Source organism: Halorubrum sp. SP9 (assembly GCF_005435015.1).
Classification (GTDB): domain Archaea; phylum Halobacteriota; class Halobacteria; order Halobacteriales; family Haloferacaceae; genus Halorubrum; species Halorubrum sodomense.
Genome location: NZ_SGXU01000001.1, coordinates 131,680 through 157,543 on the forward strand (window position 1 = coordinate 131,680; position 25,864 = coordinate 157,543).

Below are 25,864 nucleotides of genomic sequence, written 5' to 3' on the forward strand. Positions count from 1 at the left end.
CAATCGGCGGGACATCTTCTCACACCGCGAGCGAGGGGGTTCGGACGACGGGGGCTCGACTGGGTCACCGCGTTCGTGAGTCCCGCTCGACCGATTCAGCACGCGGCTGCCCGGTCGATACGCCGACTCGGCGTGCGTCTCTCTCGCGGCCGTCGACGCCTCCTCCCTCCGAGCCCTCAGCCACCATCCTCGAGGAGCGACACGCCCGCCTGGACGTCCTCGTACTCGCCCACCAGCGTGAGGTGGTCGCCGCCCTCGAGCGTATCGGCGGCCTCCGGCACGAACGTTTCCCCGTCGTGCGTGACGAGAACGACGAGACAGCGTCCCGGGAGTTCGGCCCCTACCTCGCTGAGCGGCCGCCCGACGAACGCCTCGTTCCGGAGTGTCACCTCTTGGACGTCCCCCTCCTCTCCGAGCATATCCACCCACTCCGCCATCGCCGGGCGTTCGATGACGTCGTCGATGGCCTGTGCCACCGTGAACGTCGAGGAGATGGTCGTCACGCCGAGTTCGTCGAACGCCTCGACGTTGTCCGGATCGTTGGCGCGGCAGATCACCTGTTCGACGTCGAAGTTCGTGGCCGCCTGCTGGCCGATGAACAGATTGACCTCGTCGCTCCCGGTCGCGGCGACGACGGTCTTGGCGTTTTCGATGCCCGCCGAGCGAAGCGCGTCCACGTCGGTTCCGTCTCCGATTCGAACGGTTAACCCCTCGCTTCGGGCCCGCTCGACGGCTGTTTCGTCGTTCTCTATCACGACGACGTTCTCTCCTCGACTCTCGAGGCGAGCGGCGACCTCGCGGCCGACCCGCCCGCTGCCGATGATGAGTACACGCATTGGTATCACGTCTAGGTATTCCGCGATCCGGCGAGCCAGTCCGCCTTGTAACGCGACAGTCGAGAATATGACGAGAAAGACGGTCCCCACCAGAAGCGTGGCGGCCTCGGACTCGCCGGCGTTCTGGAGTTCGACCGCGAACAGGGTCGCGACCGACGCCGGGATGATACCGCGCGGACCGACGAAGCTGACGAACAGCCGCTCCGAGGACGTGAAATCGGTCCCTCTGGTCGAGACGAACACGTCAAGCGGTCGGATGACGAGAATGACGGCGGCGGCGACGATCACCCCGCCGACCCCGAGAGAGAGCAGATCGCCGAAATCGAGCAGCGCCGCCAGCGCGATGAAGACGAACGAGAGGACGATGAGCGTGACGTCGCCCTTGAAGTCCGCGATCTGTTCTTCGTACGGGATGTCCGCGTTGCCCAGGATGACTCCCGCCGTCGCCACGGCGGCCACGCCGGCCTCGCTGGCGACGGTGTCGGCGGCGGCGAACGCGACGAGCGCGCCGGCCAGCACGACGAGCCGAGCGTTTCGCGGCGCGTCGCCCGGCGAGAGGTCGATGTATCGGAGCACGATCCAGATGATCACCGCCACGATCACTCCGATTCCGACGCCGGTTCCGATCCGGCCGATGAACAGCTCGAGGAACGCCCCGAGCGTCGGCTCCTCGAGCTGCATGATCTTGAACACGACGACCGCGAGGATGGCCGCCGTCACGTCGTTGACGATCCCCTCGGTCTCTAACGCGGTCGCGACCCGGTCCCGGACCGGGACGACTTGGAGGATGGGCGAGACCACCGTCGGGCCGGTCGCGACCAGCAGCGCGCCGATGAGAAACGCGATGTCCCAGCCGGTACCGAGAGCGAACCGGACGGCGAGCGCCGTCCCGAGAAGCGAGATCGCGGCGCCGATCGAGACGAGCCGGATGCTCACTTTCGTGGCCCGCCGAATGTTCTCGATCCGGAGATGGAACGCCCCCTCGAAGACGATGATCGCGACCGAGAGGCCGACGATGGCGGGAAGCGACGCGAACGTGTTCGGCGTGATGACACCCAGCCCCTCCGGCCCGAGGATGAGTCCCGAGATCAGCAGAAAGACGATGCTCGGGACCGCGAACCGATCGGCGAGAAGCTGTGCGAGCACGCCGATAGCGATAATCGCCGCCACCAACGGAATCAGCTGACTCGTCACAGTTTGGTCTCGACGAACCTTCGGCCAACCGACGAATAAACCTACTGAACATCGCCAACGGCTCGTCGTTCCGGGCGTCGCGTCCGACCGATTCGCGAACGCCCGTTCGGGGGTCGCGGAGGGGCTCTCCGTCGTGAGCCGATTTTCGCGACGTGAACGAGGGTTTATCAGTGGCGACCGCAGAGGGGTATCCGACCGGCCGCCGGCGTGCGACACAACCGGTCGTCTCGCGTTCGCGTGAGGCGGTCGCCTTTCAACGTCCGCGCCGTAGCGGCGGTCGCTTGAAACCGCTGAGCCGTCGGCTCGTCGAGATCGGGCACGACGAGTCCCCGCGGGCGGCGAGCGCCGAGGCGGTCGCAGAGCGCATCGACGCCCCCCGAGCACCGCGTCGGAACACCTCGGGAAGGCGGAATCGACCACGATGACTGCGTTCATGGAGCTGCGCGAGGTGGCGTGAGGACGTCGGTAAGGGGTTCGCGAGGCGTCGCCAGTGCCCTCCTCGCGAGGCGTCGCCAGTGCCCTCCTCGCGAGGCGCCGCTAGTGACCCGCTCGCGAGCCGCCGTTAGTGAACGTCGGACCGTCGCTAGTGGACCGTCCGGTCGTCGCTCGTGTCGATGTCCTCGACCGGCTCGGCGTTGCCGAACGTCGGCGTCGGGCCGTCGCCCGGTTCCGCCCAGTCGACCGCGTTGCGAAGCACCCGCTGAACGTCGTCGTCGTGATAAATCGGGTACGTCTCGTGGCCCGGGCGGAAGTAGAACACCTTCCCGCTCCCGCGGCGGTAACAGCAGCCGGATCGGAACGTCTCGCCGCCCTCGAACCAGGAGGTGAACACGAGCGAGTCGGGCGCGGGGACGTCGAAGCGCTCGCCGTACATCTCCGTCTCCGCTAGTTCGATGGACTCGCCGATCCCGTCGGCGATCGGATGGCTCGGCTCGATCGTCCACAGCCGCTCTCGCTCGGCGGCCTCACGCCACTTCAGTGAGCAGCTGGTGCCCATCAGCCGCTTGAATATCTTCGAGTAGTGCGCGGAGTGGAGGACGATGAGGCCCATCCCGTCGAGGACGCGCTCGCGGACGCGCTCGACGACTTCGTCTCGCACCTCGTCGTGGGCCGCGTGGCCCCACCACGTGAGCACGTCGGTGTCGTCCAAGACGTCCTCGGTAAGTCCGTGATCCGGTCCCTCGTCGAGCGTCGCGGTGCGGACCTCGTGGTCCGCCTGCTCCAGTGCGTCCGCGATAACCGCGTGGATCCCGTCGGGATACACGTCGGCGACGACCTCGCTTCGACGCTCGTGTCGGTACTCGTTCCAGACCGTGACGCGTGCCATACGCGGGGTCGACGCCGAACGGACTTGAGCGATCCTCTCCTCGCCTCGTCTCGTTCTGCCTCGTCTCGCCTCTCCTCTCATCGTCCCGTCCCGACCCGAAGACACTTGTTCCGCCCAAGATGCGAAACCCCATGGCAGGTCCCCGAGGGCTGTACCGCCGGATCGACGGCTGGGCGCGCGGGCTCTCTCGGCTTCGGTACGCCCTCCTCACCGGCGTCGTAGTGACGACGTCGGTCCTCGCGGTCGGCGTCCTCCTCGACGCGTCCACGACGGTTCAGGCGGTCACGATGGGCGTCGTGATGGCCGTCCTCTACTACGCGGGCGACGTGAACTCGGCGGACGACGATTGACCGGCGACGATCCGGTCACGCGGCGGCCTCGGCGTCCGTGAGACGGCCGGCCAGGTACTCCGCGATAGAGACGTCCTCGTCCTCGACGAACCGCGCGACCTCCTCGCCGTCGGGCGACTCGACGACGACGGTGGGGATGAGTTCGACCCCGTACTCGTCGACCAGTTCGCCCTCCTTCCCCTCGGGGCCCTTCGTCACCGGGAACGCCTCGATCCGGTCGTCCGGGACGCCGGCGGCCGCGAGCGCGGCGCCGAACTCGGGGAGCTGGCGCTGGCAGTCGCCGCACCAGTCGCCGCCCCAGACCTTGAACACGTAATCGTCGGCCGAGAGCGCTTCGAGAACGGACTCGTCGAACGCGTCCGCGTCGAGGTCGGCGGCGGGCGCGAGGGTTTCGAGCGTCATGGGCGGTCGTAGGTCGCCGAGGCACGTAAACGGCGCGTCGGTGGCAAGACGAAACCTCGATCGTTCGCGACGGGAACTTTTCGGTGGCGTGTCGCTCGGTCGATCTGACCATTTTCAAGTCGTGACTCGACACGGACCGCCCCTTCGAGTCCCGCCCCACGCCGCACAGCGACCGCACCTCACACCTCCCCAACCTCGTCGCCGGACTACGTCCGGCTGCAAGCGAGAGCTTCGCTCTCGCCCTGTCAGTCGCCGTCGCTTCGCTCCGGCGACTGACTCCCTCGCGCGTGCTCCTCACGCCCTGCGGGCGTTCGGAGGCACGCGCCACCGCGTCAGCGTCCGGCTCCGGCCGTCTATTTATAAATAGACTCGGTCGTCACGGCCGACATCGATTGCCGGAGTCCGCGGGGCCTTTGGGTCGCGGCCGCCTCCGGTCGGGTAATGGACGACGACATCCTGTCGACGCTCGGCTCGCCGCTGGTGCGGGTCGACGCGCCCGCGGGAACCGCGGTGGCGGCGAAAGTCGAGTCCCGGAACCCGGGCGGCTCGGCGAAGGACCGCCCCGCGCTGTACATGATCGAGGCGGCCGAGGCGGCGGGCGACATCGAGCCCGGCGACCGCATCGTCGAACCGACCTCGGGCAACACCGGCATCGGGCTCGCGATGGTCGGCGCGACGCGCGGCTACGACGTCACCCTCGTGATCCCGGAGGGAAAATCGATCGAGCGCCGCCGCCTGATGAAGGCGTACGGCGCCACCGTCGAGCTCGTCGACGGCGACATCTCCGACGCGAAGGACCGCGCGGACGAGCTCGAAGCGGAGCCCAACACCGTCCAGCTCCGGCAGTTCAAGAACCCCGCGAACCCCCGCGCCCACTACGAGACGACGGGTCCGGAGATACTCGATCAGGTCGGCGACCGAACCGTCGACGCCCTCGTCGCCGGCGTCGGCACCGGCGGCACGCTCTCCGGGATCGGCCGCCGCCTGCGCGAGGCGTTCCCCGAGGTCCGGATCGACGCCGTCGAGCCCGCCGACAACGCCGTCCTCTCCGGCGGCCCCGCGGGAACCGACGGCTTCCAGGGGATGGGACCGGGGTTCGTCGCGCCGAACCTCGACGTCGACCTGATAGACGAGGTCCACGCCGTCGAGCTCGAAGCCGCCGAGGCCGAGTGCCGCCGCCTCGCCCGCGAGGAGGGGATCCTGGTGGGACAGTCGTCCGGCGCCTCGAACCTCGCCGCGAAGGACGTCGCGGCCGAACTGCGCGAGACCGGTGCGTTCGCCGGCGAGGAACCCCTCGTCGTCACCGTCTTCTGGGACAGCGGCGAGCGCTACCTGACGGCGGGCACCTTCGACGCGTGACCTCGGAACCGGAACGGGCCGGCACGGTCGAAAGCCTGGTCACGGCGTCCGAGGGCGGCGCCCCGCCCGTGCTCCGCGACGCGGTCGAGGTCCGACCCGACGGCGTCGAGAGCGACCGGTACCGCCGCGGCGACGGGCACTTCCAACTCGACGGCTGCGCGGTCACGCTCGTCGCCGCGGAGGCGCTCGCCGCGGTCCGCGAGGAGACCGGCATCGACGTGCGCGACGGGCGTCACCGGCGGAACGTCGTCGTCGACGGGTTCGGCGCCGAAATGGACGGGCTCCTCGACGCGACCGTCGCGGTCGGTGACGCCCTCCTGCGACCGACACGACGTCGACCCCCCTGCGCGCACGTTGAGGAGCTCGCCGGCGAGGACGGGCTCGCGTCGGCGCTCCGGAACCGCGGCGGACTCTGCTGTGACGTGGTCGAACCCGGCCGTGTCGCCGTCGACGACGCGGTGCGAGTCCGAGAGGCGGACCCGCGGAGCGCCGGCGCGGCCATCGCGGAGCGGCTCGCGGACCGAGAGCGACCCCCGGATCGGGAGTGAACCCCCCGATCGCTCTCCGCGAGAGGACGGTTTATACGGGTCGCGCGCGACGGCGGACACGAGACGTGAACCGCGCAGTCGACGCCACGGGGTCGCGAACGCCGGCGTCGCGGAGTCGAACGGATCCAGCGCCGACGAGTCGAACGGATCCGGCGCCGACGAGTCGAACGGATCCGGCGTCGCGGAGTCGGTGGTCGGCGTGAACTGGGACTACCGGCACACGGTGTTGACGCTGTGTATGCTCGCCTTCTTCGTGACGTACTTCGCCCGCCTGGCTATCAGCCCGGTCGTTCCCCTGATCATCGACGATCTCGGGGTCTCGAACACGGCGATCGGGGTCGCCCTCTCCGGGATGTGGTTCGCCTACGGACTCTCGCAGTTCCCGAGCGGAATCTTAGCGGACCGGTACGGCGAGCGCCGGATCATCCTCGTCGCGGTCGGCGGGACGACGGCGATGAGCCTCGTGTTGGCCGTCGTCCCGGTCTTTCCCGCGTTCGTGTTGGCGGCGGTGCTTCTGGGACTCGCGGCGGGGCTCCACTACGCGGTCGCGACCACGCTGCTCTCGCGGACGTTCGACGACCTCGGGACGGCCGTCGGGCTCCACTCGATGGGCGGGCCGCTGGCGGGGCTCGTCGCGCCCGTCGCCGCGGCCTGGGTCGGGGTCCGCTACGGCTGGCGTCCCGGCGTCGCGCTGGCCGCGCTCGTCGGCGTCCCGATATTCGTCCTGTTCGCGCGGGGGGTCCGTCCCACCGAGCCGCGGCGCCCGGACCAGCCGATGGCCGAGCGACTCCAACTCGGACCGCTGCTGGAACTGGTCGGGCGCCGCGAGATCCTCGTCCCGCTCGCGGTCGCGACCCTCGGCACGTACGTCGCGCAGGGCGTCATCTCCTTTCTCCCGACGTTCCTCGTCGAGTTCCGGGGATACACGCCCGCGTTCGCCGGCGGCGTCTTCTCGGCGTTCTTCGTCGTTCGCGCCGGCGCGCAGGTCGGGCTCGGCCGACTCTCCGACCGCGCCGGCCGCGACGCGAGCATCGCCGCGGCGCTCCTCGGCGGGGCGCTCGGCCTCGCCGGGCTGGTCGCGCTTCCCGACCTCGTCCGCCTGCCGGCCGCCGTCGGGCTGCCGGCGCTCCCGACGGTCGCCGGGCTCGGGGGCGCCGTGTTCCTCGCCGCGCTCGGGTCGAGCTTCTTTTCGGCCATCGACCCGCGGTTCATGGACGCGCTCGACGACGCGGAGCGAGGCGCCGGTTTCGGGCTTATCCGGACCGTCTACACGGTGCTCGGCTCGGCCGGCTCCGTCGGCGTCGGCCTCGTCGCCGACCTGTTCGGCTGGGGCGCGTCGTTCGCCGTCATCGCCGGGATGGCGGGGGTCGCGTTCCTCGTCACCGCGGTGAACGCGATCGCCGGCGAGCGGCGGTGACGCGGTCCGGCCGCGCCGCGCCCGCGACGCGCGAGGCTCTCAGCGGTCAGCCGACGTAGCGTCGCCTCGTTCCCGTCCGGTCGGTCTCGCCGTCGGACCGGCTCCGCATCGCCCCCGCCGGCGGGGTTCCGAACCGTGAACGAGACGTCGTCCACGTCGACGCCGCCATCTGATTCGAGGGTGAACCCCCCCGTCGTCGCCGGTCGTCCAGTAGCCGATCCGGTCCCCGTCGCCGCCCCGCCGCTCGCCGACCACGACCCGGCCCGCCAGCGGCCGATAGTCGCCGTCCACGACGCGACAGTGTCTCTTGGGAGTAGTACTCATGGAATCATACACCAATCATCAGTAGGAAAAAATTCCTAAATGAAGTTTCAACGAGATTCGCGGAGCATGTTGCTGGTTCGATCGCGGCGCGCCGGGGGTTCGATCGCGGCGCGCCGGGACTCGGTCTCCCGTGCGAACGCGTTCCGTGCGACCCGAACCTTCGAGTCGGGCCGGGCCGTACGGCCGCCGTGTACGATTACCACGCCCACACGAACTACTCGGACGGGGCGTTCCTCCGCTGGATGGTCGAGGCCGCCGCCGACGCCGGGCTCGACGGGATCGGGTTCGCAGACCATTGTAACGTCTCGCCGGAGCCGAGCGCGCGGCGCCACAAGCGCGCGTTCGGGTTCAACCTCGACCTGACCTACGAGCGGCGCCGAGAGGCGATCGAGGCGGTCCGCGAGGACGTCGACGTCGAGGTGTTCGACGCCGCCGAGATGGACTACGACCCCGCCCACGAGGAAGCGATCGCGGCGTTCCTCGACGACGCGGGGTTCGACTACGCCGTCGGCAGCGTCCACGACCTCGACGGCGCGAACGTCCACACGCGCTCGCACTTCGCCGACAAGCCCGAGTCGGAACGGCGAGCCCTCGTGGACCGGTACTTCGAGAAGCTGGTCGCCCTGGTCGAGTCGGAGCTGTTCGCGGTCGCCGCGCACCCGGACCTGATCGAGCGCAACCCCCACCTCCGCGGGTTCGCGACCGAGGACCACTACGCCTCGGTCGTCGACGCCTTCCGCGACTCGCGGACCGTCCCAGAGATCAACGCCGGACGGCTGCTCGACGACTACGGGGAGTTCCACCCGGCGCCCGCGTTCCTCGACCGGCTCGTCGACGCCGGCGTCGAGGTGACCGTCGGGACCGACAGCCACGAGCCGGACGCGATCGCGCCCCGCGTGCGAGAGATCGAGGCGGAACTCGACCGGCGGGAACTGGAGGCGGTCCGGCTCGACCACGCGGTGAACCGATCCTGACACGCTCTCTACCGATCTCGACGGCGTTTCGGTTCGCCGGACGACGCGGCTCTGTTGACGCTCACCGACTCACTACCCGTCTCTTATTGGCGAGCGGGCGGCCGAGCCGACGGGAAGGAATCGGGGCCCTCCCGCCGACTGTAGGCGCGTAGTGGTCCGACAGTAGTCACCGTCCCGGGGCGATCCGTGCGACGACCATATAGAATGCGAACGCGGCCACGAGCAGTCCGGCGAACTGCGTCCCGGCGGTGGCGAGAAACCCGACTTCGGTGTACAACAGCGGCGCAGCCATGAACCAGACACCGAAGACGAGCGTGAGTGCCGCCGGCGCGAGTGCGACCGCTCGGTCTCGGCGGAACAGCCGGAGGTTCTGGACGGCGAACAGCGTCCCCAGCAGCCCGCTCGTGACGATACTTCCCGTGAACGCGGCCGATGTCTCCGCAGCGATCGGCGTCGCCGTCGCCAATAAACACCCGAGTGTCGCGGCCACCGCACAGGCCGACAGAAATCGTTCGTCGCGCCGCTCAGCGCTCGTCGACCGTGTCGGCTCTCTCGTGTCGGACATCGAGTACGTGTACGCGGGGGACCGGTATGAAACACCGTGGCGAGCCGCCGGCTCGCCGCTGACTGCGCGCTCTACGCTCCCGGCGGTGGCGATTGACCGACAGTCGATTCGCGCGTCGTCTCCGGCACAGTCCCTCCGAGCTATCGGGGACAGAGGGAAGTAACGGGGTACCGACAGGAGTCGGAGATCCGCTTCCCCGAGGCTCACACCCGATGGCACATCAGCAAACGCGCCGTGCTCGTCAAACACCGATAGGCTCGCTGCGCTCGCCTATCGAGTTCGACTTCGCTTCGCTCAGTCGAACAACGCCTGACAGGGTCAGGCGAGCACGACGAAGCTACGCTTCGTCGAACAACGTCTCGCCATCGACCATGTGTTCCTCGACGGTGTCCATGTCGAGCGTGAGGCCGAGGCCGGGCTCCTCCGGCACCTCGATGTAGCCGTCCTCGATGACGTCCTCCTCGACGAGGTCCTCCCACCAGCCCAGCTCGTAGGAGTGGTACTCGATCGCGAGCGAGTTCGGGATGGAGGTGCCCACGTGGGCCGCCGCCATCGTCGCCACCGGCGAGGCGACGTTGTGCATCGCGACCGGGACGTAGTACTGGTTCGCCACGTCCGCGATCTTACGGGTCTCGCGCATGCCGCCGACCTTCGGGAGGTCGGGCGCGACGATGTCGACCGCCTGGTTCTCGATGAGGCGGCGCAGCTCGGTGACGCGGTAGCGGTTCTCGCCGACCGTGATCGGCGTGGTCGTGCTCTTCGTGACCTCCTCTTGGACCTCGAGGTTCTCCGGGGGCACGGGGTCTTCGAGCCACCAGACGTCGTACTCCTCGATGGCGTCCGCGAGGCGCTTCGCGGAGCCGCCCGAGAACGTCCAGTGGCAGTCGAAGGAGACGTCCGCCTTGTCCTTCACTCGCTCCGTGACCTTCTCGACGATCTCCGCCTTGTGGCGGATCTCGCCGGGGCGGAGGTGGCGGTTCGCGCGGTCCTTCTCGAAGCCCGAAGGAACGTCGAGGTCGAACTTCAGGGCGTCGTAGCCGAGCTCGTCGACGACGCGCTCGGCCTCGTCCGCGCACGCCTCGGGGTCCGCCTCCGACTCGGTGTGGCAGTCGCAGTAGACGCGCATCTTGTCGCGGTACTTCCCGCCGAGCAGCTGGTAGGCGGGCACGTCGAGGATCTTCCCGGCGAGGTCGTGAAGCGCGACCTCGATGCCGGAGATGGCCGTGACGGTGACGCCCTCGACGGAGCCCTCCCCGGACATCTTCTGGATCAGGTGCTCGTAGAGGCGGTCGATGTCGAGCGGGTTCTCGCCGACGACGAACGGCTTCATCCGCTCGATGAGCTCGGGGACGCCGGCGCCCCAGTACGCCTCGCCGGTGCCGACGACGCCCGCGTCGGTGTAGACGCGGACGAGCGTCCACGGGAAGTTCCCGTCGACCATCGTCGTCTGGACGTCCGTGATCTCGACGTCGCGATCGCCGCCGCGCGTCCCCGTCGTGCCCATCGTCTCGGCGGAGAGCTCCCGCATCGTGTACTCCGCGTTCGGGTCGTGGAGCGACTCGTAGTTTCGGCTCATAGGTTCCGATTCATTCGGAACAGGGTAAACGTTTACCTTCGTCAACCGTCCGTCCGAACAGGTGGCTTTTCATCCCCGTACGCGCAATACGACCCATGGTCGAGATCACTGATTCTCTCGCGTGCCTGTACACCGGACGGGTGGAGTCTCGCGGCGACGACTACGTCGTCACCGTCCCGGCCTCGGAGATCGAACACGGCAGCGTCAGCGTCGGGGAGACGTATCGGATCGCCGTCTTGGACCGCGCCGGCCCCGACGACGGGTCGACCGCGACGGTCGACGGCGACGGCGCGTCCGTTCCCGACACGGACGGTGGCTCGGGCGGGGCCCGGTCCGACGACGGACAGCGCCCCTCCTCCCGCGGGGCCGCCGGTGCCGTCCAGCCGGACCCGCCCGTCTCGGAGGGGGAGGTACGGGACGTGACGATCGAGACGCTGGGCGACAAGGGCGACGGGATCGCGAAGATCGAACGCGGCTACGTCGTCATCGTTCCCGACGCCGAACCGGGCGAGGAGCCGACCGTCGAGATCACGAGCGTCCGCGAGAACGTCTCGTTCGCGAACGTCGTCGAGGAGTAGCGCCGCGGCCTCGGAGCTCCCGTCCGCGCCGTCGCGCCGCTTCTCACTCGGGCGGCTTCCCCCGCGAGAACAGCGCCCGGAGGTTCGACGGCGAGAAGAACGACGACGGCTCGTCCATGTGGACGCCGATCTCGCCCGACAGCGCCCGCAGCCCGACCCGCTGAACCGGTTCCGGGAGCGAGTAACACCGTCGGATCGCCTTCCCCAGCCGGATCTCAGCGGCGAGTTCGTCGCGCCACCCGGACTCGTACTCGGCGAGCGTCGCCGGGTCGCGCGGGTCGATCGCCGCCGCGGCGACGTCGGCCGCGCGCGTCCCGTAGAGGATGCCGCCGCCGGTGAACGGCTTCGTCTGCGCGGCGGCGTCGCCGATCAGGAAGCCGCGGTCGCTCGTCGTCCGCGCCGGCGGCCCGATCGGAATCGCGCCCGAGCAGCGCCGGTCCGTCGTCGCGCCGTACGCGTCCGTGAGCCGGTCGAACATCCCCGACACGTCCTCGCTCGGCGGCGCCGCCAGCCCGTACTCGACGCCCGCGTCGCCGCGGGGGATCCGCCACGCGAAGAACGTCGGCGCGGTGAGGTGGACGTCGACGAAGTCGTCGGCGTCCGGCCCCGGGTCGAACCCGAGGACGCCGTGGAGCAGCTCGTCCGGCTCCGGGAGGTCGAGCGCGCGGCGCACCCGCGAGGTCGGCCCGTCGCAGCCGGCGACCATCCGGGCCTCGACGCGCTCCACGTCGCCCGCCGGCGTCCGGACGTCGACGGCGACCCGGTCGGACCGCTCCTCGACGCCGACGACCGTGTGGTCCTCCCGGACGTCGGCGCCGGCCTCGCGCGCGCAGTCCGCCAGCGTCCGGTCGAGTCCGACCCGGTCGATCACGTTCGACACCGGCTCCCGCTTGTAGAACGGATACGCCCGCGATCCCGGACCGCCGACGTGGAAGCGCGCGCCGCACACCAGGTTCTGGAGGAGCTCGTCGCGGGCGTCGTCGGGAACGTACTCCCACACGTCGTCGGAGACGTGGCCGGAGCAGGCGAGCGGCTCGCCGACCGAGCCCTTCTCGAAGGCGACGACGTCGCGACCGTCCTCGGCCGCGCGCCGAGCGAACCGAGAGCCCGGCGGCCCCGCGCCCACGACGACGAAATCGTACATGGGAGAAGCGAGGTGACGGGGATATTTAATTACGATGCGGCTGATCGGCCGCGCCCGGCGGGAAACGAGCAGAGCGGGGACCGGTTAAGCGTCGTCGCTACGACGACGGCTCCCGCGTCTCCAGCCACGTCAGCGCCGCGTCGAGGTCGGTCCGCGGCGGCGAGCAGGTGAAGCCCTCGCAGACGTAGGCGGTCGGCTCGCCGTCGGTCGCGTCGCGGTCCGCCCAGACCGGCGGCGCCTCGGCCATCCCGAGGCGGTCGAGCCACTCGTCGAGTCCGGCCTCCGTCGCCGGCCGCGGCGCGACGAGCGCGCCCGGCAGGTACCGCTCGCCGAGCGTCTCGCGCCACTCGTCCGGGACCTCGTCGGCGGCGACCGTCACCTCGATCCCGCCGGTCTCCACCAGGTCGGCGGCGCGGACGAGCGAGGCGTGTTCCAGCGGGCTCCCGCGGATCCGGTCGGCGTGCGTCGTCACGACGCGCTCGGCTATCTCGCGGAACTCCCCGTCCGTCCGGAAGCCGTCGAGGAGCGCGAGCGTCTCGGCCGCGACGCCGAGGCTCGACGGCGTCGACCGGTCGGTGAACTCCTGCGGCCGCGCGATGAGGGGGCCGGCGTCGTCCGTCTCCGAGCCCTCCGCGTCGAGGTCCCGAGTGAAGTAGATCGTCCCGTCGTCGGCGTCGTAGAACTCGTCGACGAGCGCGTCAGCCAGATCGAGGGCGAAGCCGAGCGGCCCCGGGTCCCCGGTCGCGGCGTAGACGTCGAGCGCGCCGCGAGCGAGGAACGCGTAGTCGTCGAGGTAGCCCGGCCCGCGCACGTCGCCGTCGAGCCAGCGACGGGCGAGCGCGCCGGTCTCCGCGTCGGCGTCGTAGAGCCCCTCGCGGCAGAAGTCGAGCGCCTCGCTCGCGATTTCGGCGTACGGCTCGCCGAGGGCGTCCCCGGCCCGCGCGAACGCGGAGACCGCCCGTCCGTTCCACGACGCCAACACCTTCTCGTCGCGGGCGGGACGCGGCCGCGACTCCCGGGCGTCGAACAGCGCCGTTCGGGCCTCGGTCAGAATCTCTCGGACCTCGTCGGACGAGAGGTCGCGCTCCGCGGCCAGCTCCGCGACCGACGCCGCGATCGTCGGAACCGTCGTGCCGCGCTCGAAGTTGCCGCCGGGCCGAATCCCGTATCGCTCCTTTGCGAGCGACGCGGCGGGCTCGTCGAGGACCGCGTCGACCTCCTCGGGAGTCCAGACGTAGAACGCGCCCTCGACGTCCTCCCCGCCGTCGGCATTGTTCCCGCCGTGCCGACTCGCCGGCGGGCGGCTCCGGGCGTCGAGGGTGCTGAAGAAGCCGCCGTCCGCGTGGCGCAGTTCCCGATCGAGGAAGGCGAGCGACTCGCTCGCGACGCGGGCGTACGCGGGGTCGCCCGCGAGCCGGTAGCCGTCGAGGTAGACCATCGGCAGCTCCGCGTTGTCGTACAGCATCTTCTCGAAGTGCGGGACCGTCCACTCGCGATCGACCGCGTAGCGGTGGAACCCCCCGCCGACCTGGTCGTACATCCCGCCGCGGGCCATCCCGTCGAGGGTCCCCGTCGCGGCCGAGAGGAGCGCGTCGCGGCCGCGGCCGGCGTACGCGCGCATGAGGAGGTCGATCCGTCCCGGCATCGGGAACTTCGCGCCGCCGCTCCCGAAGCCGCCGTACTCCTCGTCGTAGCCGCGCAGCGCCGCCGCGGCGGCCGTGTCGAGCAGGTCGTCCCCGGGCGGGGAGGAGCCGCCGTCCCCGTCCGGGCCCGCCTCGTCCGGCGACGGGACCGACTCCAGCTCGTCGCGCGCGCTCTCGGTCCACTGGTCGGCGCGCCGCTTCATCTCCTCGCGCTGCTCCGGGTCGCTCCAGGAGTCGGCGATGCGCTCACAGAGGTCGCGGAAGCCGGGCTGGTTCCGGCGCGGTTCGGGCGGGAAGTAGGTCCCGACGTAGAACGGCTTCCCCTCGGGCGTACACCACGCCGAGAGCGGCCACCCGCCCCCGCCGGTGACGAGCTGGCAGACGGTCATGAACGTGCTGTCGACGTCCGGGCGCTCCTCGCGGTCGACCTTGATCGGGACGAACGACTCGTTCACGACGCTCGCGACCGACTCGTCCTCGAAGCTCTCCTCCGCCATGACGTGACACCAGTGACACGAGGAGTAGCCGATGGAGACGAACACCGGCACGTCGTGTTCCCGGGCGCGCTCGAACGCCTCGTCGCCCCACGGCTGCCAGTTGACTGGGTTGTCCGCGTGCTGTTGGAGGTAGGGGCTCGCCTCTCCGCCGAGGCGGTTCCGCTCGGTCGGCTGTGGCATACGCCCGATTCGACCCGGCGGGCCAAAAGGCGTCCGGGCCGCGCCGAGCGCCGCCGTCTCTCCCGTCACCACCGCCGCGAATGTCCACGAACGCGCATATATCGGGTCGAACAGAGAGTAAGGTTTACACTACCGTGCGGACACCCGTCGGGCATGACGGAGACCGTACTCCTGGTGGGGGGCGGCGGCCGCGAACACGCGATCGCCCGCGCGGTGGCCGACGACTGCGCGCTGTACGCCTGCGCGAGCGTCCGCAACCCGGGGATCCGACGGCTCGCGGACGGGTTCGAAGCGATCGAGGAGACCGACGCCGCCGCGGTCGCCGACTACGCGACCGCGGTCGGCGCGGACCTCGCAGTCATCGGCCCGGAGTCGGCGCTGGAGGCCGGGGTCGCGGACGCGCTCGACGACGCCGGCGTCTACGCCTTCGGTCCGCGCGCGGCGGAGGCGCGCCTGGAGACGGACAAGGCGTACCAGCGCGAGTTCATGGAGGAGCACGCGATCCCGGGCTGTCCGGACTACGCGGTGTTCGACGACACGGCGGCGGCCTGCGAGTACATCGACGAGTACGACGGCGACCTCGCGGTCAAGCCCGCCGGCCTCACCGGCGGGAAGGGCGTGAAGGTGATCGGCGACCAGGTGACCGCGGACGAAGCAAAGGCGTACCTCCGCGACTCCGACTACGACCGCGTCGTCTTAGAGGAGCGCCTCGTCGGCGAGGAGTTCACGATTCAGGCGTTCGTCGCGAACGGCGACGTCCGGACGACGCCCGCGGTCCAGGACCACAAGCGCGCCTACGAGGGCGACGAGGGCCCGAACACCGGCGGGATGGGGTCGTACACGGACACGGGCCTCTCGCTCCCGTTCATGACCGATGGCGACTACGACGCCGCCGTCGACGTACTGAACGCCGTCGTCGACGCGCTCCCCGACTACAAGGGCGTGCTCTACGGGCAGTTCATGCTCACCGACGACGGGCCGAAGGTCGTCGAGTTCAACGCCCGCTTCGGCGACCCGGAGGCGATGAACACGCTGCCCGTCCTCGAGGCGCCGTTCGTCGACGTGTTGACCGCCGCGCGCGACGGCGAGACGCTCCCCGAACTCGCCTTCTCGGGCGAGGCGACCGTCTGTAAGTACGCGGTGCCCGACGGCTACCCGACCGACCCCGACGCGGGCGCCGAGATCGCGGTCGACGAGGAGAGCGTCGGCGACGCGCTGCTCTACTACGCGAGCGTCGACGAGCGCGACGGCCGCCTGTACACGACCACGTCGCGGGCGTTCGCGGTCGTCGGCCGCGGCGACTCCATCGCGGCCGCCGAGGCGCAGGCGGAGGACGCGCTGGCGGCCGCCGGCGACCGCGTCCGTATCCGCCACGACATCGGCACGGCCGACCTCGTTCGGCGTCGGATCGACCACATGGACGAACTCCGGCGCTGACCCGCTCGCGTTCCCGAGCCCCCGCGACCGCTCGCGCCGCGACCGGGAGCGATCCTTTTACCCTCGCCGTCCGAACGGAGCGACGTGACAAACGACGACGCGGAGGCGACGCGCGACGACGCGGAGGCGACGCGCGACGACGCGGAGGCGGACGCGACACGCGAGGGAGCCGATCCCTCCCGGAGCGACCGCCTCGAACGGGTTCCGACGCCGGGGTCACGAAACTCCCTGTGGTCGTGGCCGGACGCGAAGTCGCCGCTCGCGGTCGTCCGCAACTACGTCGTCATCGTCCTCGCGCGGGTCTGCCCGAGCCTCCGGCTGAAGAACTGGCTGCTGCGCCGGATCGGCGTGACCGTCGGCACCGGCGTCGCGTGGGGGTTGGAGTCGACGCCGGACGTGTTCTGGCCCGAGCGGATCCGCGTCGGCGACGACGCGATAATCGGGTACGACGCCACGCTGCTGTGCCACGAGTTCCTCACCGAGGAGTACCGGTTGGGCGACGTGGTCGTCGGAGACGAGGCGATGATCGGCGCGGGGGCGGTCGTCCTCCCCGGCGTCACCGTCGGCGAGGGCGCGCGCGTCGCCGCCAACTCTCTTGTCGCGGAGGACGTGCCGCCGGGCGCGACGGTCGCGGGCGTCCCCGCCGAGGTCGTCTCGCGGGCGGACCCGACCGCGAGCAGCGATTAAGCCGAGTTCCCGTCGTTCGCACCGCTCTCGTCGGCGGGCGATTCGGCGTCGGCGCCCGTCTCGTCGGCGGCGCCGCTCGCGGCGGCGGCCGTCGCTTCGGCGTCCGTGATGTGCGCCTCGGTGCTCACGCGGTCCAAGTCGACGCCGACCTCCTCGGCGATGGCGTCGAGGACGGCCCGCTGTTCGGCCATCTCGTTTTCGAGCCCCTTGACGCGGTCGGCGGTGTCGACGACGGTTTCCTGCGTCTCGTCGACCTCGTCGCGGAGCTCGCTGATCTTCTTGTAGGTGCGTTCCGCGCGGTCGGCCAGCGTCTGGATCTTCTTGGCGGTGTCCCCGAATCCCATACCGAACGGTCGGCCCGGCGATACGTGTGCTTTTCCGTTCGGTTCGGGCGTCGCGGTCGCTCCGCGCTCGTCCGCCGACGCGCGGCCCGCCCGCCCGACGGTGGACTTTTGCCCGACTCGCCCGTGAACAGGGTATGAGCGTCGACCGGATCCTCTTGACCAACGACGACGGCGTCGACGCCGCCGGGCTGCGCGCGCTGTACGACGCCCTCGCGACCGAGTACGCGGTGACCGTCGTCGCCCCGGCGGAGGACCAGTCGTCCGTCGGCCGCCTGCTCTCCGCCGACATCGCCGTCGACGACCACGAGTTGGGGTACGCGGTCGACGGGACCCCCGTCGACTGCGTCGTCGCGGGGCTGGACGAACTCGTCCCTGACGCGGACCTGGTCGTCGCCGGCTGTAACGAGGGCGCGAACCTCGGAGCGTACACGCTCGGCCGGTCCGGCACCGTCTCGGCGGCGGTCGAGGCGGCGTTCTTCGACGCGCCCGCGGTCGCGACCTCGATGTACGTGCCGGGCGGCGACGACTGGTGGAAACGGGAGTTCGAGGCCGAGGACTTCTCGCACGCGGTCCGCGCGACGCGGTTCCTCGTCGACGAGGCGGTCGAAGCCGGGGTGTTCGACCGCGCGGACTACCTCAACGTCAACGCGCCGATCGCGGACGCCGACCGCGCGCCGCTCAGGGTCACGACGCCCTCGACGTGGTACGGGATGCGCGCCGAGCGCAACGGCGACGGCCGCATCGGGTTCTCGGACCCGATCTGGGGACGGATGAACGACGGCGACGTGCCGGACCCCGTGGGGACCGACCGGCGCGCCGTCGTCGACGGCGAGGTGTCCGTGTCGCCGCTGTCGGTGCCCCACGCGGCCGAGGCGGACGCGGGGCTCGAGGAACTCGTCGACGCCTACGAGACGGCGGTTCGGTCCTGACGCGAGACGGCGGTTCGGTCCTGACGCGAGACGGCGGTTCGCTCGGGGAAGCGCCGCGCTACTCGCCGCCGGTGCTCACGGTCACCTTCGCCTCGCTCAGCACGCGGTCGCCCATCTCGTAGCCGGGCTCGTACACCTCGTGGATCGTTCCCTCCGGGCGGTCGCTGTCGACGCGGAGCATCACCTGGTGGCGCGCGGGGTCGACCTCCTCGCCCGGGTCGGGCTCGATCGCTTCGACGCCCTCGTCGGCGAGCACCTCGTCGAACTTCTCCAACGTCGACTCGACGCCGGGGCGGAGGTCGCTCCCCTCGTCCTGGTCGAGCGCGCGCAGGAGGTCGTTCCGGACGGGCGCGAGCCGTTCGACGAGCGCCTCGGAGGCGCGCTCGCGGATCTCCTCCTGCTTCCGCTTCGCGCGCTCCTTGTAGTTGCTGAAGTCCGCCTTCACGCGGGCGAGCTTGCTCGTCAGCTCATCGACCGCCTCGTCGCGCTCGCGGAGTTCCTCCCGGGTCTCGGCGAGGTCCGCCTCCAGCGCCGCGACCTCGCGGGCGAGCGCCTCGTCGTGCTCGGCGACGGCCGCGGCGAGCGCCTCCTCGCTCCGTCTGGCGTCGCCGTCGCCGGCCGTCCGCTCGCGCCCGTCGGCGTCGCAGTCGGCAGATTCGCCGGTCGATTCCTCGGCGGTCGCCTCCGCCGTGCCGTTCGTTCTCGCCGCGTCGCCCTCGGCGTCGTCGGGAGACTCGACATCGACGGCGTCGTCGTCGCTCATACCCGATCGAAGTCGGTCGGCGGGGATAAGCTTGTAGAACCCGGTCGGCGGCGGGCCGGTCGAGCCCGGCCGCCGCGCGGCGGCGGATTTTTGATCGCGGCGCCCGACGATCGGTCCCGTATGCCACCTCGACCCTCGACCTTCTCGATCGCCGCCCGCGACCCCGAGACGGACGCGGTCGGCGTCGCGGTCCAGTCGAAGTTCGTCGGCGTCGGCGCCGTCGTCCCGTTCGTCAGCGCGGACGCGGGCGCGGTCGCCACGCAGAGCTTCGCGAACGTCGCGTACGGGCCCGACGGGCTCGACCTGCTCCGAGAGGGCCACGCGCCAGCCGAGGCGATCGACCGGCTCACGGCCGACGACGACGAGGCGCCCTCGCGACAGGTCGGGATCGTCGCGGCCGACCCGGAGGACCCGCCGGCGGCGTTCACCGGCGACGAGTGCCACGACCACGCGGGCGACCGGCAGGGCGACCACTACACGGTCCAGGGGAACATCCTGGAGAACGCCGACACCCTCGACGCGATGGCGGAGACGTTCGAGGGGATCGACGGCGGCCTCCCGGAGCGGCTGATCGCCGCGCTCCACGCGGGCAACGAGGCCGGCGGCGACAGGCGCGGCGAGCAGTCCGCGGCGCTGTACGTCGCCAAGCCCGAGGGCGGCTACGACGGGAAGAACGACCGCTGGGTCGACGTGCGCGTCGACGACCACGAGCGCCCGATCGACGAGCTGGAGCGCGTGTTCAAGATCTACGACGTGACGCTCCTCGAACGCGAGGTGCCGGCGGAGACGCGAGAGCTGACCGGCGAGACGGCGACCGCGGTCGGGTCGGCGCTCGCAGACCTCGGCTTCTACGACGGCGAGCCGACGGACGCGTTCGACGACGAGGCGCGCGACGCGCTGGAGACGTTCCGCGGGATGAACAACTTCGAGAACCACTCGCTCGCGGTGCTGGAGGACGCGATAGCGCGCGGGTGGAACGGGACCGACCCCGACGACGACCCCGAGTCCCGACTGGTCGACGCGATCTGGCGCGGGCTCTCGCGGCTCGACCGCGTCTGACCCTTGCGTCGGCTCCCGTCGCAGAGCGCGGTCAGCGTCGCCGCACTCGCAACGCATAACCGTCGGCTGGCGGCTACGAATCGCATGGAACGCTTCCGAAACACGGGACAGCCGGACTGGGACTGGTGGGGCCGCGTGTGGCCGACGCCGGGCGCGACGCTGCGCGATTTGGGCGTCGCGCCGGGCGACCGGGTGGCCGAGGTCGGCTCCGGCAACGGCTACTTCGCGCTCCCGGCCGCGCGGATCGCGGCCCCGGGGACGGTGTACGCCCTCGACGTCGACGCCGACCTGCTCGCCGAGCTCGACGCCCTGACGACCGCACAGGGGATCGAGAACGTCCGGACCGTCGCCGGCGACGCGCGCGACCTCCCGTCGCCGCTCCCCGAGCCCGTCGACGTCGCACTTCTCATGAACGCGTTCCACGGCGTTCCCGAGCCGGAGGCGGTCGTCGCGGGGGTCGCCGACTCGCTGGCCGACGGCGGCTCGCTCGTCGTCGTCAACTGGCGCGACCGCCCCCGCGAGGAGACGCGGATCGGCGGCGAGCCGCGCGGGCCGCCCACGGAGCTCCGCATGTCACCGACCGCGACGCGCGAGGCGGTCGAGGCGGCGGGGACGGACCTCGCCTTCGAGCGCGAGGTCGACCTCCCGCCGTTCCACTACGCGCTCGTGTTCGAGCGGTGACGGCCCGCCGCTCCGGGTTCGCTCCGGGCCGGCGCCCCGCCGGACCGGGCCGGTCGACTTTTGCCCGTTCGCGTCCGAGCGGGGACATGACCATCGAACCCGACGCGGTCGCTGACCTCATCGAGGAGAACCTCCCCGACGCGGTCGCGCGCGTGACGGCGCCCCGGATCCACGACGACGAGGACGAGGACGCCCACTTCGCGGCGGTCGTCGTCTCGCCCGCCTTCGAGGGCGAGTCGCTCGTCGACCAGCACCAGCGCGTGTACGACGCGGTCGGCGACCACATGACGCGGTCGGTCCACGCCCTGGAGATCAAGACGTACACCCCCGAGGCGTACGCGGAACACGGCGACGGCACCCTCGACGAGGACCTCCGCGAGGCCGGGCTGTTCCCGGTCGACGAGGCCTGATCGCCGGTCGCGCACTCGTCGAAAAAACCGCTTCACTCTCCGCACCGCTGCGAACCGCTTCTGCTGCTCGCGCTCTGACTCGACGGCGCGCTCGCGACACCGGCGCTCGGGATAACAGAACGCGTAGGCGACTCGGGATATTCCGCTCAACCGTCGTCGTCGGCCGGGGTCGGCTCGTCCGCGTCGCTGGCTTCGCTGCCGGACGCCTCGCCCGCGACGCGGTCGGCGACCAGTTCGGCCAGCGGGTCGACGGTGACCGTCAGACGGGCAACGAGGAACACCACGGGGACGAGCGCGACGAACAGGAAGGCGGCGTCGTACGCCCAGGCGGCGCCGTTCAGGACGGGGACCGCGACGCCCGCGAGCCCGCGGTACGCGACGAGGACCGCCCCGAAGACGACGAGCCAGTGGACCACGCCGCCCGCATTCTCGACGATCCGGTCCGATCGGGTGTCGCTTTCGGCGTCGGCTCCCCGCCGGCCGAGCGCCAGCCGCGTCAGCAGCGCGAACTTGGGCGCGGCGTACAGGAGGATACCGGCGACCGCGAGCGCGACGACGGCCGTCGCCACCGCGGCGAACGTCACGGGCGCGAACGGGACGAGGCGATCGACGCCGGGCAGCAGCGTGACGACCGCGAGGACACCGACTATCGCCAGCGCACCGATTAGGAGCTTGCTCGTCGACCGGACCGTGTCGCGGTCGAGCGCCGTTCCGATCGCTGAGTCGTTCGGGCTCATGTGCGCCGGGGCGTTGGCGACGGACGATGATATAACGGGTACGCCGTTGAACCGAATTTCGGCTGTTTTACGCGATTTAATCCGGCGGTCGGCTCGCGGTCCGCGACGTCGACCGGAGTGTTACCGATCCGCACGATTTCGATGCGCTGGCGGCTTCCAGTACCTTTTACAGCGTCTCGCGGGAAGGTCGGCACATGGGTGACGACTACCGCACGGAGGAGGACAGCCTCGGCGAGATGCGGGTGCCGGCGGACGCCTACTGGGGCGCACAGACCCAGCGCGCCGTCGAGAACTTCCCCGTCTCGGGGATTCCGATGAGCCGACGGTTCGTCCGCGCGCTCGGCGTCGTGAAGAAGGCGGCCGCGCAGGCGAACCGCGATCTGGACCTCGTCGACGACGACACCGCGGAGGCGATCGTCGCCGCCGCGGACGAGGTGATCGCCGGCGAGCACGACGACCAGTTCCCGGTCGACGTGTTCCAGACCGGCTCCGGCACCTCCTCGAACATGAACGCCAACGAGGTGATCGCCAACCGTGCCGCCGAGATCGCGGGCGCGGAGATCGGCGACCGCGTCGTCCACCCCAACGACCACGTCAACTACGGCCAGTCGTCGAACGACGTGATCCCCACGGCGATGCACGTCGCCGCGCTCGAGGCGGTCGAGAAGGACCTCGTGCCGGCGCTGGAGACGCTCCACGCCGAGCTGGAGGCCAAGGAAGCGGAGTTCGACGGCGTCGTCAAGACCGGCCGCACGCACCTCCAGGACGCCACCCCCATCCGGCTCGGCCAGGAGTTCGGCGGCTACCGGACGCAGGTCGCGAAGGGGATCGAGCGCGCCGAGGGCGTCCAGTCGAACCTCCGCGAGCTCGCGCTCGGCGGCACCGCGGTCGGGACCGGGCTCAACACCCACCCCGAGTTCCCGGAGCTCGCCGCGGAGTACATCTCCGACGAGACCGGGACCGAGTTCCGCGAGGCGGCGAACCACTTCGAGGCACAGGCCGCCCACGACGCGATGGCGGAGGGCCACGGCGCGCTCAAGACGATCGCCGGCAGCCTCAACAAGATCGCCAACGACCTCCGACTGCTCGCGTCCGGCCCGCGGAACGGCCTCGGGGAGGTCGAGCAGCCGGAGAACCAGCCCGGCTCCTCGATCATGCCCGGGAAGATCAACCCGGTCGTCGCGGAGTCGGTCAACCAGGTCCACAAGCAGGTCGTCGGCAACGACGCCGCCGTCTCCGCGGGCGCGGCCCGCGGCGAGATCGACTTGAACCTCTACAAGCCGGTCATCGCGCACAACTTCCTCGAGTCGGCGGACCTGCTCTCGAACGTCGCGGCGACGTTCGGAGAGCGCTTCGTGGCGAAACTCGAGGCCAACGAGGAGTTCGCCCGCGAGCGCGTCGAGCAGTCGATGGCGCTCGCGACCGCGCTGAACCCCGCGATCGGCTACGACAAGGCGAGCAAGGTCGCGAAGAAGGCGCTCGCCGAGGGGAAAAGCGTCCGCGAGGTCGCCGTGAGCGAGGGGTACCTCACCGAGGCCGAAGCGGACGAAGTCCTCGACCCCGAGGCGATGACGCACCGCGTCATCCTCGGCGACGACGACTGAGCGAGCCGATCGCTTCCCGACCGGTTTCCGTTGCGACGCGGCGCTTCGCGCCGAATCGGAACCATTTAAGCCGGTGTCGGTTCCGATCCAACACGGATGAAACTTCACGAGTATCAAGCGAAGTCGCTCTTCGCGGACGCCGGGATCCCGGTTCCGGACTCCCGGCTCGCGACGAGCGTCGACGAGGCGCTCGACGCGGTCGACGAGATCGGCTACCCGGCCGCGATCAAGGCGCAGGTCCACGTGGGCGGCCGCGGCAAGGCCGGCGGGATCAAGATCGCGACCGACCGCGAAGAGGCGGCGCGGTACGCCGACGAGATCCTCGGCATGGACCTCAAGGGGTACACGGTCGACCGGGTCCTCGTCGAGGCCGGCGTCGACTTCGTCGACGAGCTGTACGTCGGCGTCACGATGGATCGCGGCGAGGGGAAGCCGGTCCTGATGGTGTCGACCGAGGGCGGCGTCGACATCGAGGAGGTCGCCGAGGAGAACCCCGACGCCATCGCCCGCGAACACGTCGACCCCGCGTTCGGGCTCCACCCGTACCAGGCCCGCAAGGTCGTCTACGAGGCCGGCGTCGACGCCGACGTCGCGCTCGACGTCGCCTCGATCCTCTCGACGCTGTACGACCTCTACGAGTCCAACGACGCCTCCGAGATCGAGGTCAACCCCGTGATGATCACGAGCGACCGCGACGTGGTCGCCGCGGACGGCGTGATGAACATCGACGAGGACGCGCTGTTCCGCCAGCCCGAACTCGAGGCGATGGCCGAGGCCTCCTACGAGGACGACCTCGAGCGCAAGGCCGGCGAGTACGGCTTCGACTACGTCCGCCTCTCGGGCAACGTCGGCATTATCGGCAACGGCGCCGGCCTCGTGATGACGACGCTCGACCTGGTCGACTACTACGGCGGCGCGCCCGCCAACTTCCTCGACATCGGCGGCGGCGCGAAGGCCGAGCGCGTCACGCAGGCGCTCGACATGGTGTTCTCCGACGACAACGTCGACGCCGTCGTCTTCAACATCTTCGGCGGGATCACCCGCGGCGACGAGGTCGCCAAGGGGATCAACGAGGCCCTAGCCCAGTTCGACGAGATCCCGAAGAAGGTGGTCGTCCGGCTCGCCGGCACGAACGCCGAGGAGGGGATGGAGATTCTGAACACCGACCTCGTCGAGGTCGAGAAGACGCTGGAGGACGCGGTCCAGCGCGCGGTGAAGAACGCGGATGAGGTGACCCAATGAGTTCTATCGTACGTTCACTCGCTCCCGACGGTCGCTCGTTCACGAACGATAACCTCACGTTCACCACGGGGTGGTTCGCGTGAGCATTTTCGTCGACGACGACACCAGGGTGGTTGTCCAGGGGATCACCGGCGGGGAGGGGAAGTTCCACGCCGGCCAGATGATCGAGTACGGCACCAACGTCGTCGCCGGCGCGGTGCCCGGCAAGGGCGGGCAGGAGGTCCACGGCGTCCCCGTCTACGACACCGTCGACGAGGCCGTCGAGGCCGAGGACGCGGACGCCTCCGTGGTGTTCGTGCCGCCGGCGTTCGCCGCGGACGCCGTCTTCGAGTCGCTCGACACGGACCTCGACCTCGCGGTCGCGATCACCGAGGGGATTCCGACCCAGGACATGGCGAAAGTGAACAAGCGCCTGGGCGAGACCGACACGCGCCTGCTCGGCCCGAACTGTCCCGGGATCATCACGCCCGGCGAGGCGAAGCTCGGCATCCTCCCCGGGAACATCTTCTCCGAGGGGAACGTCGGGCTCGTCTCCCGCTCCGGCACGCTCACCTACCAGGTCGTCGACAACCTCACCGAGCGCGGCATCGGGCAGACGACCGCCATCGGTATCGGCGGCGACCCGATCATCGGGACCTCCTTCGTCGACGCCCTCGAGGCGTTCGAGGCCGATCCCGACACCGACGCAGTCGTGATGTGCGGCGAGATCGGCGGGGAAGACGAGGAGCAGGCCGCGAGGTTCATCGGGGAGTACATGGACACGCCGGTCGCCGGCTTCATCGCCGGGCGAACGGCCCCGCCGGGCAAGCGCATGGGTCACGCGGGCGCCATCGTCTCCGGCTCCGGCACGGGGACCGCGCAGTCGAAGATCGACGCGCTCAACGACGCGGGCGTTCCGGTCGGCGACACCCCCGAAGAGGTCGCAGACCACGTCGAGGAGTTCCTGTAGCCGCCCCGCGCGGTCGGCGTCGCCGCGGTTCGACCGTCAGTTTCGCCCCGGTTTCGGTTTTCAATATCGGTAGCCGGAGCGAAAGCTAAACTTACCGGTAGGGTAACA

25 protein-coding genes are annotated in these 25,864 nt (G+C 70.5%); 15 read left to right on the forward strand and 10 right to left on the reverse strand.

Annotated features, from left to right (window positions below; genetic code table 11):
* Window positions 1–176: 176 nt before the first annotated feature.
* Window positions 177–2,006 carry a cation:proton antiporter gene (locus tag EXE45_RS00650; RefSeq protein ID WP_137693250.1) on the reverse strand — a complete coding sequence of 610 codons (1,830 nt, stop codon included), beginning with the start codon at window positions 2,004–2,006 and terminating at the stop codon, window positions 177–179.
* A gap of 607 nt (window positions 2,007–2,613) precedes the next feature.
* Window positions 2,614–3,357 (reverse strand): ThuA domain-containing protein, encoded by a 744-nt coding sequence (locus tag EXE45_RS00660; RefSeq protein ID WP_137693251.1) that lies wholly within the window; start codon window positions 3,355–3,357, stop codon window positions 2,614–2,616.
* Window positions 3,358–3,488: 131 nt separating this feature from the next.
* On the opposite strand from EXE45_RS00660, the gene EXE45_RS00665 reads away from it, so the two are divergent.
* A complete protein-coding gene (locus EXE45_RS00665; RefSeq protein ID WP_092922850.1) occupies window positions 3,489–3,707 on the forward strand; it encodes a hypothetical protein in 219 nt (72 codons plus the stop codon).
* 15 nt (window positions 3,708–3,722) lie between these two features.
* Here the strand turns inward: EXE45_RS00665 and EXE45_RS00670 are convergent, their stop codons facing one another.
* Window positions 3,723–4,109 carry a thioredoxin domain-containing protein gene (locus tag EXE45_RS00670; protein ID WP_137693252.1) on the reverse strand — a complete coding sequence of 129 codons (387 nt, stop codon included), beginning with the start codon at window positions 4,107–4,109 and terminating at the stop codon, window positions 3,723–3,725.
* A gap of 441 nt (window positions 4,110–4,550) precedes the next feature.
* Between EXE45_RS00670 and EXE45_RS00675 the strand changes: the two genes are divergently transcribed.
* The 4 genes from EXE45_RS00675 (at window position 4,551) to EXE45_RS00695 (ending at window position 8,731) form a co-directional block, all read left to right on the forward strand.
* Window positions 4,551–5,468 carry a PLP-dependent cysteine synthase family protein gene (locus EXE45_RS00675; protein ID WP_092922844.1) on the forward strand — a complete coding sequence of 306 codons (918 nt, stop codon included), beginning with the start codon at window positions 4,551–4,553 and terminating at the stop codon, window positions 5,466–5,468.
* Window positions 5,465–6,016 (forward strand): MOSC domain-containing protein, encoded by a 552-nt coding sequence (locus tag EXE45_RS00680; RefSeq protein ID WP_137693253.1) that lies wholly within the window; start codon window positions 5,465–5,467, stop codon window positions 6,014–6,016. The genes EXE45_RS00675 and EXE45_RS00680 overlap by 4 nt, the downstream gene beginning before the upstream one ends.
* 199 nt (window positions 6,017–6,215) lie before the next feature.
* A complete protein-coding gene (locus EXE45_RS00685; protein ID WP_092923287.1) occupies window positions 6,216–7,433 on the forward strand; it encodes an MFS transporter in 1,218 nt (405 codons plus the stop codon).
* A gap of 512 nt (window positions 7,434–7,945) precedes the next feature.
* Entirely contained in the window at window positions 7,946–8,731 is a 786-nt protein-coding gene (locus EXE45_RS00695) for a PHP domain-containing protein (protein WP_092922838.1), read from the forward strand.
* Window positions 8,732–8,897: 166 nt separating this feature from the next.
* Here the strand turns inward: EXE45_RS00695 and EXE45_RS00700 are convergent, their stop codons facing one another.
* Both EXE45_RS00700 and EXE45_RS00705 read right to left on the reverse strand, forming a co-directional pair.
* Window positions 8,898–9,296, reverse strand: a complete 399-nt coding sequence (locus EXE45_RS00700; protein ID WP_092922835.1) for a hypothetical protein — start codon at window positions 9,294–9,296, stop codon at window positions 8,898–8,900.
* Window positions 9,297–9,633: 337 nt separating this feature from the next.
* Window positions 9,634–10,872 carry a mandelate racemase/muconate lactonizing enzyme family protein gene (locus EXE45_RS00705; protein ID WP_092922832.1) on the reverse strand — a complete coding sequence of 413 codons (1,239 nt, stop codon included), beginning with the start codon at window positions 10,870–10,872 and terminating at the stop codon, window positions 9,634–9,636.
* 95 nt (window positions 10,873–10,967) lie between these two features.
* On the opposite strand from EXE45_RS00705, the gene EXE45_RS00710 reads away from it, so the two are divergent.
* Window positions 10,968–11,450 (forward strand): TRAM domain-containing protein, encoded by a 483-nt coding sequence (locus EXE45_RS00710; RefSeq protein ID WP_092922829.1) that lies wholly within the window; start codon window positions 10,968–10,970, stop codon window positions 11,448–11,450.
* Window positions 11,451–11,493: 43 nt separating this feature from the next.
* Here EXE45_RS00710 and EXE45_RS00715 read toward each other — a convergent pair whose 3' ends face one another.
* Entirely contained in the window at window positions 11,494–12,594 is a 1,101-nt protein-coding gene (locus tag EXE45_RS00715; RefSeq protein WP_137693254.1) for a geranylgeranyl reductase family protein, read from the reverse strand.
* A 97-nt stretch (window positions 12,595–12,691) separates the two neighbouring features.
* Entirely contained in the window at window positions 12,692–14,914 is a 2,223-nt protein-coding gene (locus EXE45_RS00720; RefSeq protein WP_137693255.1) for a thioredoxin domain-containing protein, read from the reverse strand.
* Between the two features lie 153 nt (window positions 14,915–15,067).
* On the opposite strand from EXE45_RS00720, the gene purD reads away from it, so the two are divergent.
* On the forward strand, window positions 15,068–16,351 hold the full coding sequence (gene purD / locus EXE45_RS00725) for a phosphoribosylamine--glycine ligase (protein ID WP_137693256.1): 1,284 nt from the start codon (window positions 15,068–15,070) through the stop codon (window positions 16,349–16,351).
* Window positions 16,352–16,435: 84 nt separating this feature from the next.
* Entirely contained in the window at window positions 16,436–17,038 is a 603-nt protein-coding gene (locus EXE45_RS00730) for a DapH/DapD/GlmU-related protein (protein ID WP_137693257.1), read from the forward strand.
* Here the strand turns inward: EXE45_RS00730 and EXE45_RS00735 are convergent.
* Window positions 17,035–17,382: a DUF5798 family protein gene (locus EXE45_RS00735; RefSeq protein WP_092922814.1), complete on the reverse strand. Its 348-nt coding sequence runs from the start codon at window positions 17,380–17,382 to the stop codon at window positions 17,035–17,037. The two genes, EXE45_RS00730 and EXE45_RS00735, sit on opposite strands and share 4 nt — an antisense overlap.
* A gap of 134 nt (window positions 17,383–17,516) precedes the next feature.
* Here EXE45_RS00735 and surE point away from each other — a divergent pair, with 134 nt between their 5' ends.
* Window positions 17,517–18,311 carry a 5'/3'-nucleotidase SurE gene (gene surE, locus EXE45_RS00740; protein ID WP_137693258.1) on the forward strand — a complete coding sequence of 265 codons (795 nt, stop codon included), beginning with the start codon at window positions 17,517–17,519 and terminating at the stop codon, window positions 18,309–18,311.
* A gap of 58 nt (window positions 18,312–18,369) precedes the next feature.
* On the opposite strand, the gene EXE45_RS00745 is transcribed toward surE, so the two are convergent.
* Entirely contained in the window at window positions 18,370–19,074 is a 705-nt protein-coding gene (locus EXE45_RS00745; RefSeq protein WP_137693259.1) for a nucleotide exchange factor GrpE, read from the reverse strand.
* A gap of 120 nt (window positions 19,075–19,194) precedes the next feature.
* On the opposite strand from EXE45_RS00745, the gene EXE45_RS00750 reads away from it, so the two are divergent.
* The 3 genes from EXE45_RS00750 (at window position 19,195) to EXE45_RS00760 (ending at window position 21,224) form a co-directional block, all read left to right on the forward strand.
* Window positions 19,195–20,133 carry a DUF1028 domain-containing protein gene (locus EXE45_RS00750; protein WP_137693260.1) on the forward strand — a complete coding sequence of 313 codons (939 nt, stop codon included), beginning with the start codon at window positions 19,195–19,197 and terminating at the stop codon, window positions 20,131–20,133.
* Window positions 20,134–20,217: 84 nt separating this feature from the next.
* The gene (locus EXE45_RS00755; protein ID WP_092922802.1) at window positions 20,218–20,814 is read left to right on the forward strand and encodes a class I SAM-dependent methyltransferase; all 597 of its coding nucleotides are present in this window, start codon (window positions 20,218–20,220) and stop codon (window positions 20,812–20,814) included.
* 86 nt (window positions 20,815–20,900) lie between these two features.
* The gene (locus EXE45_RS00760) at window positions 20,901–21,224 is read left to right on the forward strand and encodes a BolA family protein (RefSeq protein WP_092922799.1); all 324 of its coding nucleotides are present in this window, start codon (window positions 20,901–20,903) and stop codon (window positions 21,222–21,224) included.
* Between the two features lie 146 nt (window positions 21,225–21,370).
* Here the strand turns inward: EXE45_RS00760 and EXE45_RS00765 are convergent, their stop codons facing one another.
* Window positions 21,371–21,961, reverse strand: coding sequence for a hypothetical protein (locus EXE45_RS00765; protein ID WP_092922796.1), 591 nt, complete (start codon window positions 21,959–21,961; stop codon window positions 21,371–21,373).
* 194 nt (window positions 21,962–22,155) lie between these two features.
* Between EXE45_RS00765 and EXE45_RS00770 the strand changes: the two genes are divergently transcribed.
* The 3 genes from EXE45_RS00770 (at window position 22,156) to sucD (ending at window position 25,756) form a co-directional block, all read left to right on the forward strand.
* Window positions 22,156–23,565 carry an aspartate ammonia-lyase gene (locus tag EXE45_RS00770; protein WP_137693261.1) on the forward strand — a complete coding sequence of 470 codons (1,410 nt, stop codon included), beginning with the start codon at window positions 22,156–22,158 and terminating at the stop codon, window positions 23,563–23,565.
* 96 nt (window positions 23,566–23,661) lie between these two features.
* Window positions 23,662–24,807 carry an ADP-forming succinate--CoA ligase subunit beta gene (gene sucC, locus EXE45_RS00775; RefSeq protein ID WP_137693262.1) on the forward strand — a complete coding sequence of 382 codons (1,146 nt, stop codon included), beginning with the start codon at window positions 23,662–23,664 and terminating at the stop codon, window positions 24,805–24,807.
* Between the two features lie 79 nt (window positions 24,808–24,886).
* Complete coding sequence (sucD, locus tag EXE45_RS00780) at window positions 24,887–25,756, forward strand: succinate--CoA ligase subunit alpha (RefSeq protein ID WP_137693263.1); 870 nt, start codon at window positions 24,887–24,889, stop codon at window positions 25,754–25,756.
* The last annotated feature ends 108 nt before the right edge of the window (window positions 25,757–25,864 follow it).

What these genes read in the sequence shown, in the direction of transcription:
- EXE45_RS00660 (WP_137693251.1), bottom strand. Translation starts at nt 3,357, where the DNA reads ATGGCACGCGTCACGGTCTGGAACGAGTACCGACACGAGCGTCGAAGC.
- EXE45_RS00665 (WP_092922850.1), top strand. Translation starts at nt 3,489, where the DNA reads ATGGCAGGTCCCCGAGGGCTGTACCGCCGGATCGACGGCTGGGCGCGC.
- EXE45_RS00670 (WP_137693252.1), bottom strand. Translation starts at nt 4,109, where the DNA reads ATGACGCTCGAAACCCTCGCGCCCGCCGCCGACCTCGACGCGGACGCG.
- EXE45_RS00675 (WP_092922844.1), top strand. Translation starts at nt 4,551, where the DNA reads ATGGACGACGACATCCTGTCGACGCTCGGCTCGCCGCTGGTGCGGGTC.
- EXE45_RS00700 (WP_092922835.1), bottom strand. Translation starts at nt 9,296, where the DNA reads ATGTCCGACACGAGAGAGCCGACACGGTCGACGAGCGCTGAGCGGCGC.
- EXE45_RS00705 (WP_092922832.1), bottom strand. Translation starts at nt 10,872, where the DNA reads ATGAGCCGAAACTACGAGTCGCTCCACGACCCGAACGCGGAGTACACG.
- EXE45_RS00710 (WP_092922829.1), top strand. Translation starts at nt 10,968, where the DNA reads ATGGTCGAGATCACTGATTCTCTCGCGTGCCTGTACACCGGACGGGTG.
- EXE45_RS00715 (WP_137693254.1), bottom strand. Translation starts at nt 12,594, where the DNA reads ATGTACGATTTCGTCGTCGTGGGCGCGGGGCCGCCGGGCTCTCGGTTC.
- EXE45_RS00720 (WP_137693255.1), bottom strand. Translation starts at nt 14,914, where the DNA reads ATGCCACAGCCGACCGAGCGGAACCGCCTCGGCGGAGAGGCGAGCCCC.
- purD (WP_137693256.1), top strand. Translation starts at nt 15,068, where the DNA reads ATGACGGAGACCGTACTCCTGGTGGGGGGCGGCGGCCGCGAACACGCG.
- EXE45_RS00735 (WP_092922814.1), bottom strand. Translation starts at nt 17,382, where the DNA reads ATGGGATTCGGGGACACCGCCAAGAAGATCCAGACGCTGGCCGACCGC.
- surE (WP_137693258.1), top strand. Translation starts at nt 17,517, where the DNA reads ATGAGCGTCGACCGGATCCTCTTGACCAACGACGACGGCGTCGACGCC.
- EXE45_RS00745 (WP_137693259.1), bottom strand. Translation starts at nt 19,074, where the DNA reads ATGAGCGACGACGACGCCGTCGATGTCGAGTCTCCCGACGACGCCGAG.
- EXE45_RS00750 (WP_137693260.1), top strand. Translation starts at nt 19,195, where the DNA reads ATGCCACCTCGACCCTCGACCTTCTCGATCGCCGCCCGCGACCCCGAG.
- EXE45_RS00755 (WP_092922802.1), top strand. Translation starts at nt 20,218, where the DNA reads ATGGAACGCTTCCGAAACACGGGACAGCCGGACTGGGACTGGTGGGGC.
- EXE45_RS00760 (WP_092922799.1), top strand. Translation starts at nt 20,901, where the DNA reads ATGACCATCGAACCCGACGCGGTCGCTGACCTCATCGAGGAGAACCTC.
- EXE45_RS00765 (WP_092922796.1), bottom strand. Translation starts at nt 21,961, where the DNA reads ATGAGCCCGAACGACTCAGCGATCGGAACGGCGCTCGACCGCGACACG.
- EXE45_RS00770 (WP_137693261.1), top strand. Translation starts at nt 22,156, where the DNA reads ATGGGTGACGACTACCGCACGGAGGAGGACAGCCTCGGCGAGATGCGG.
- sucC (WP_137693262.1), top strand. Translation starts at nt 23,662, where the DNA reads ATGAAACTTCACGAGTATCAAGCGAAGTCGCTCTTCGCGGACGCCGGG.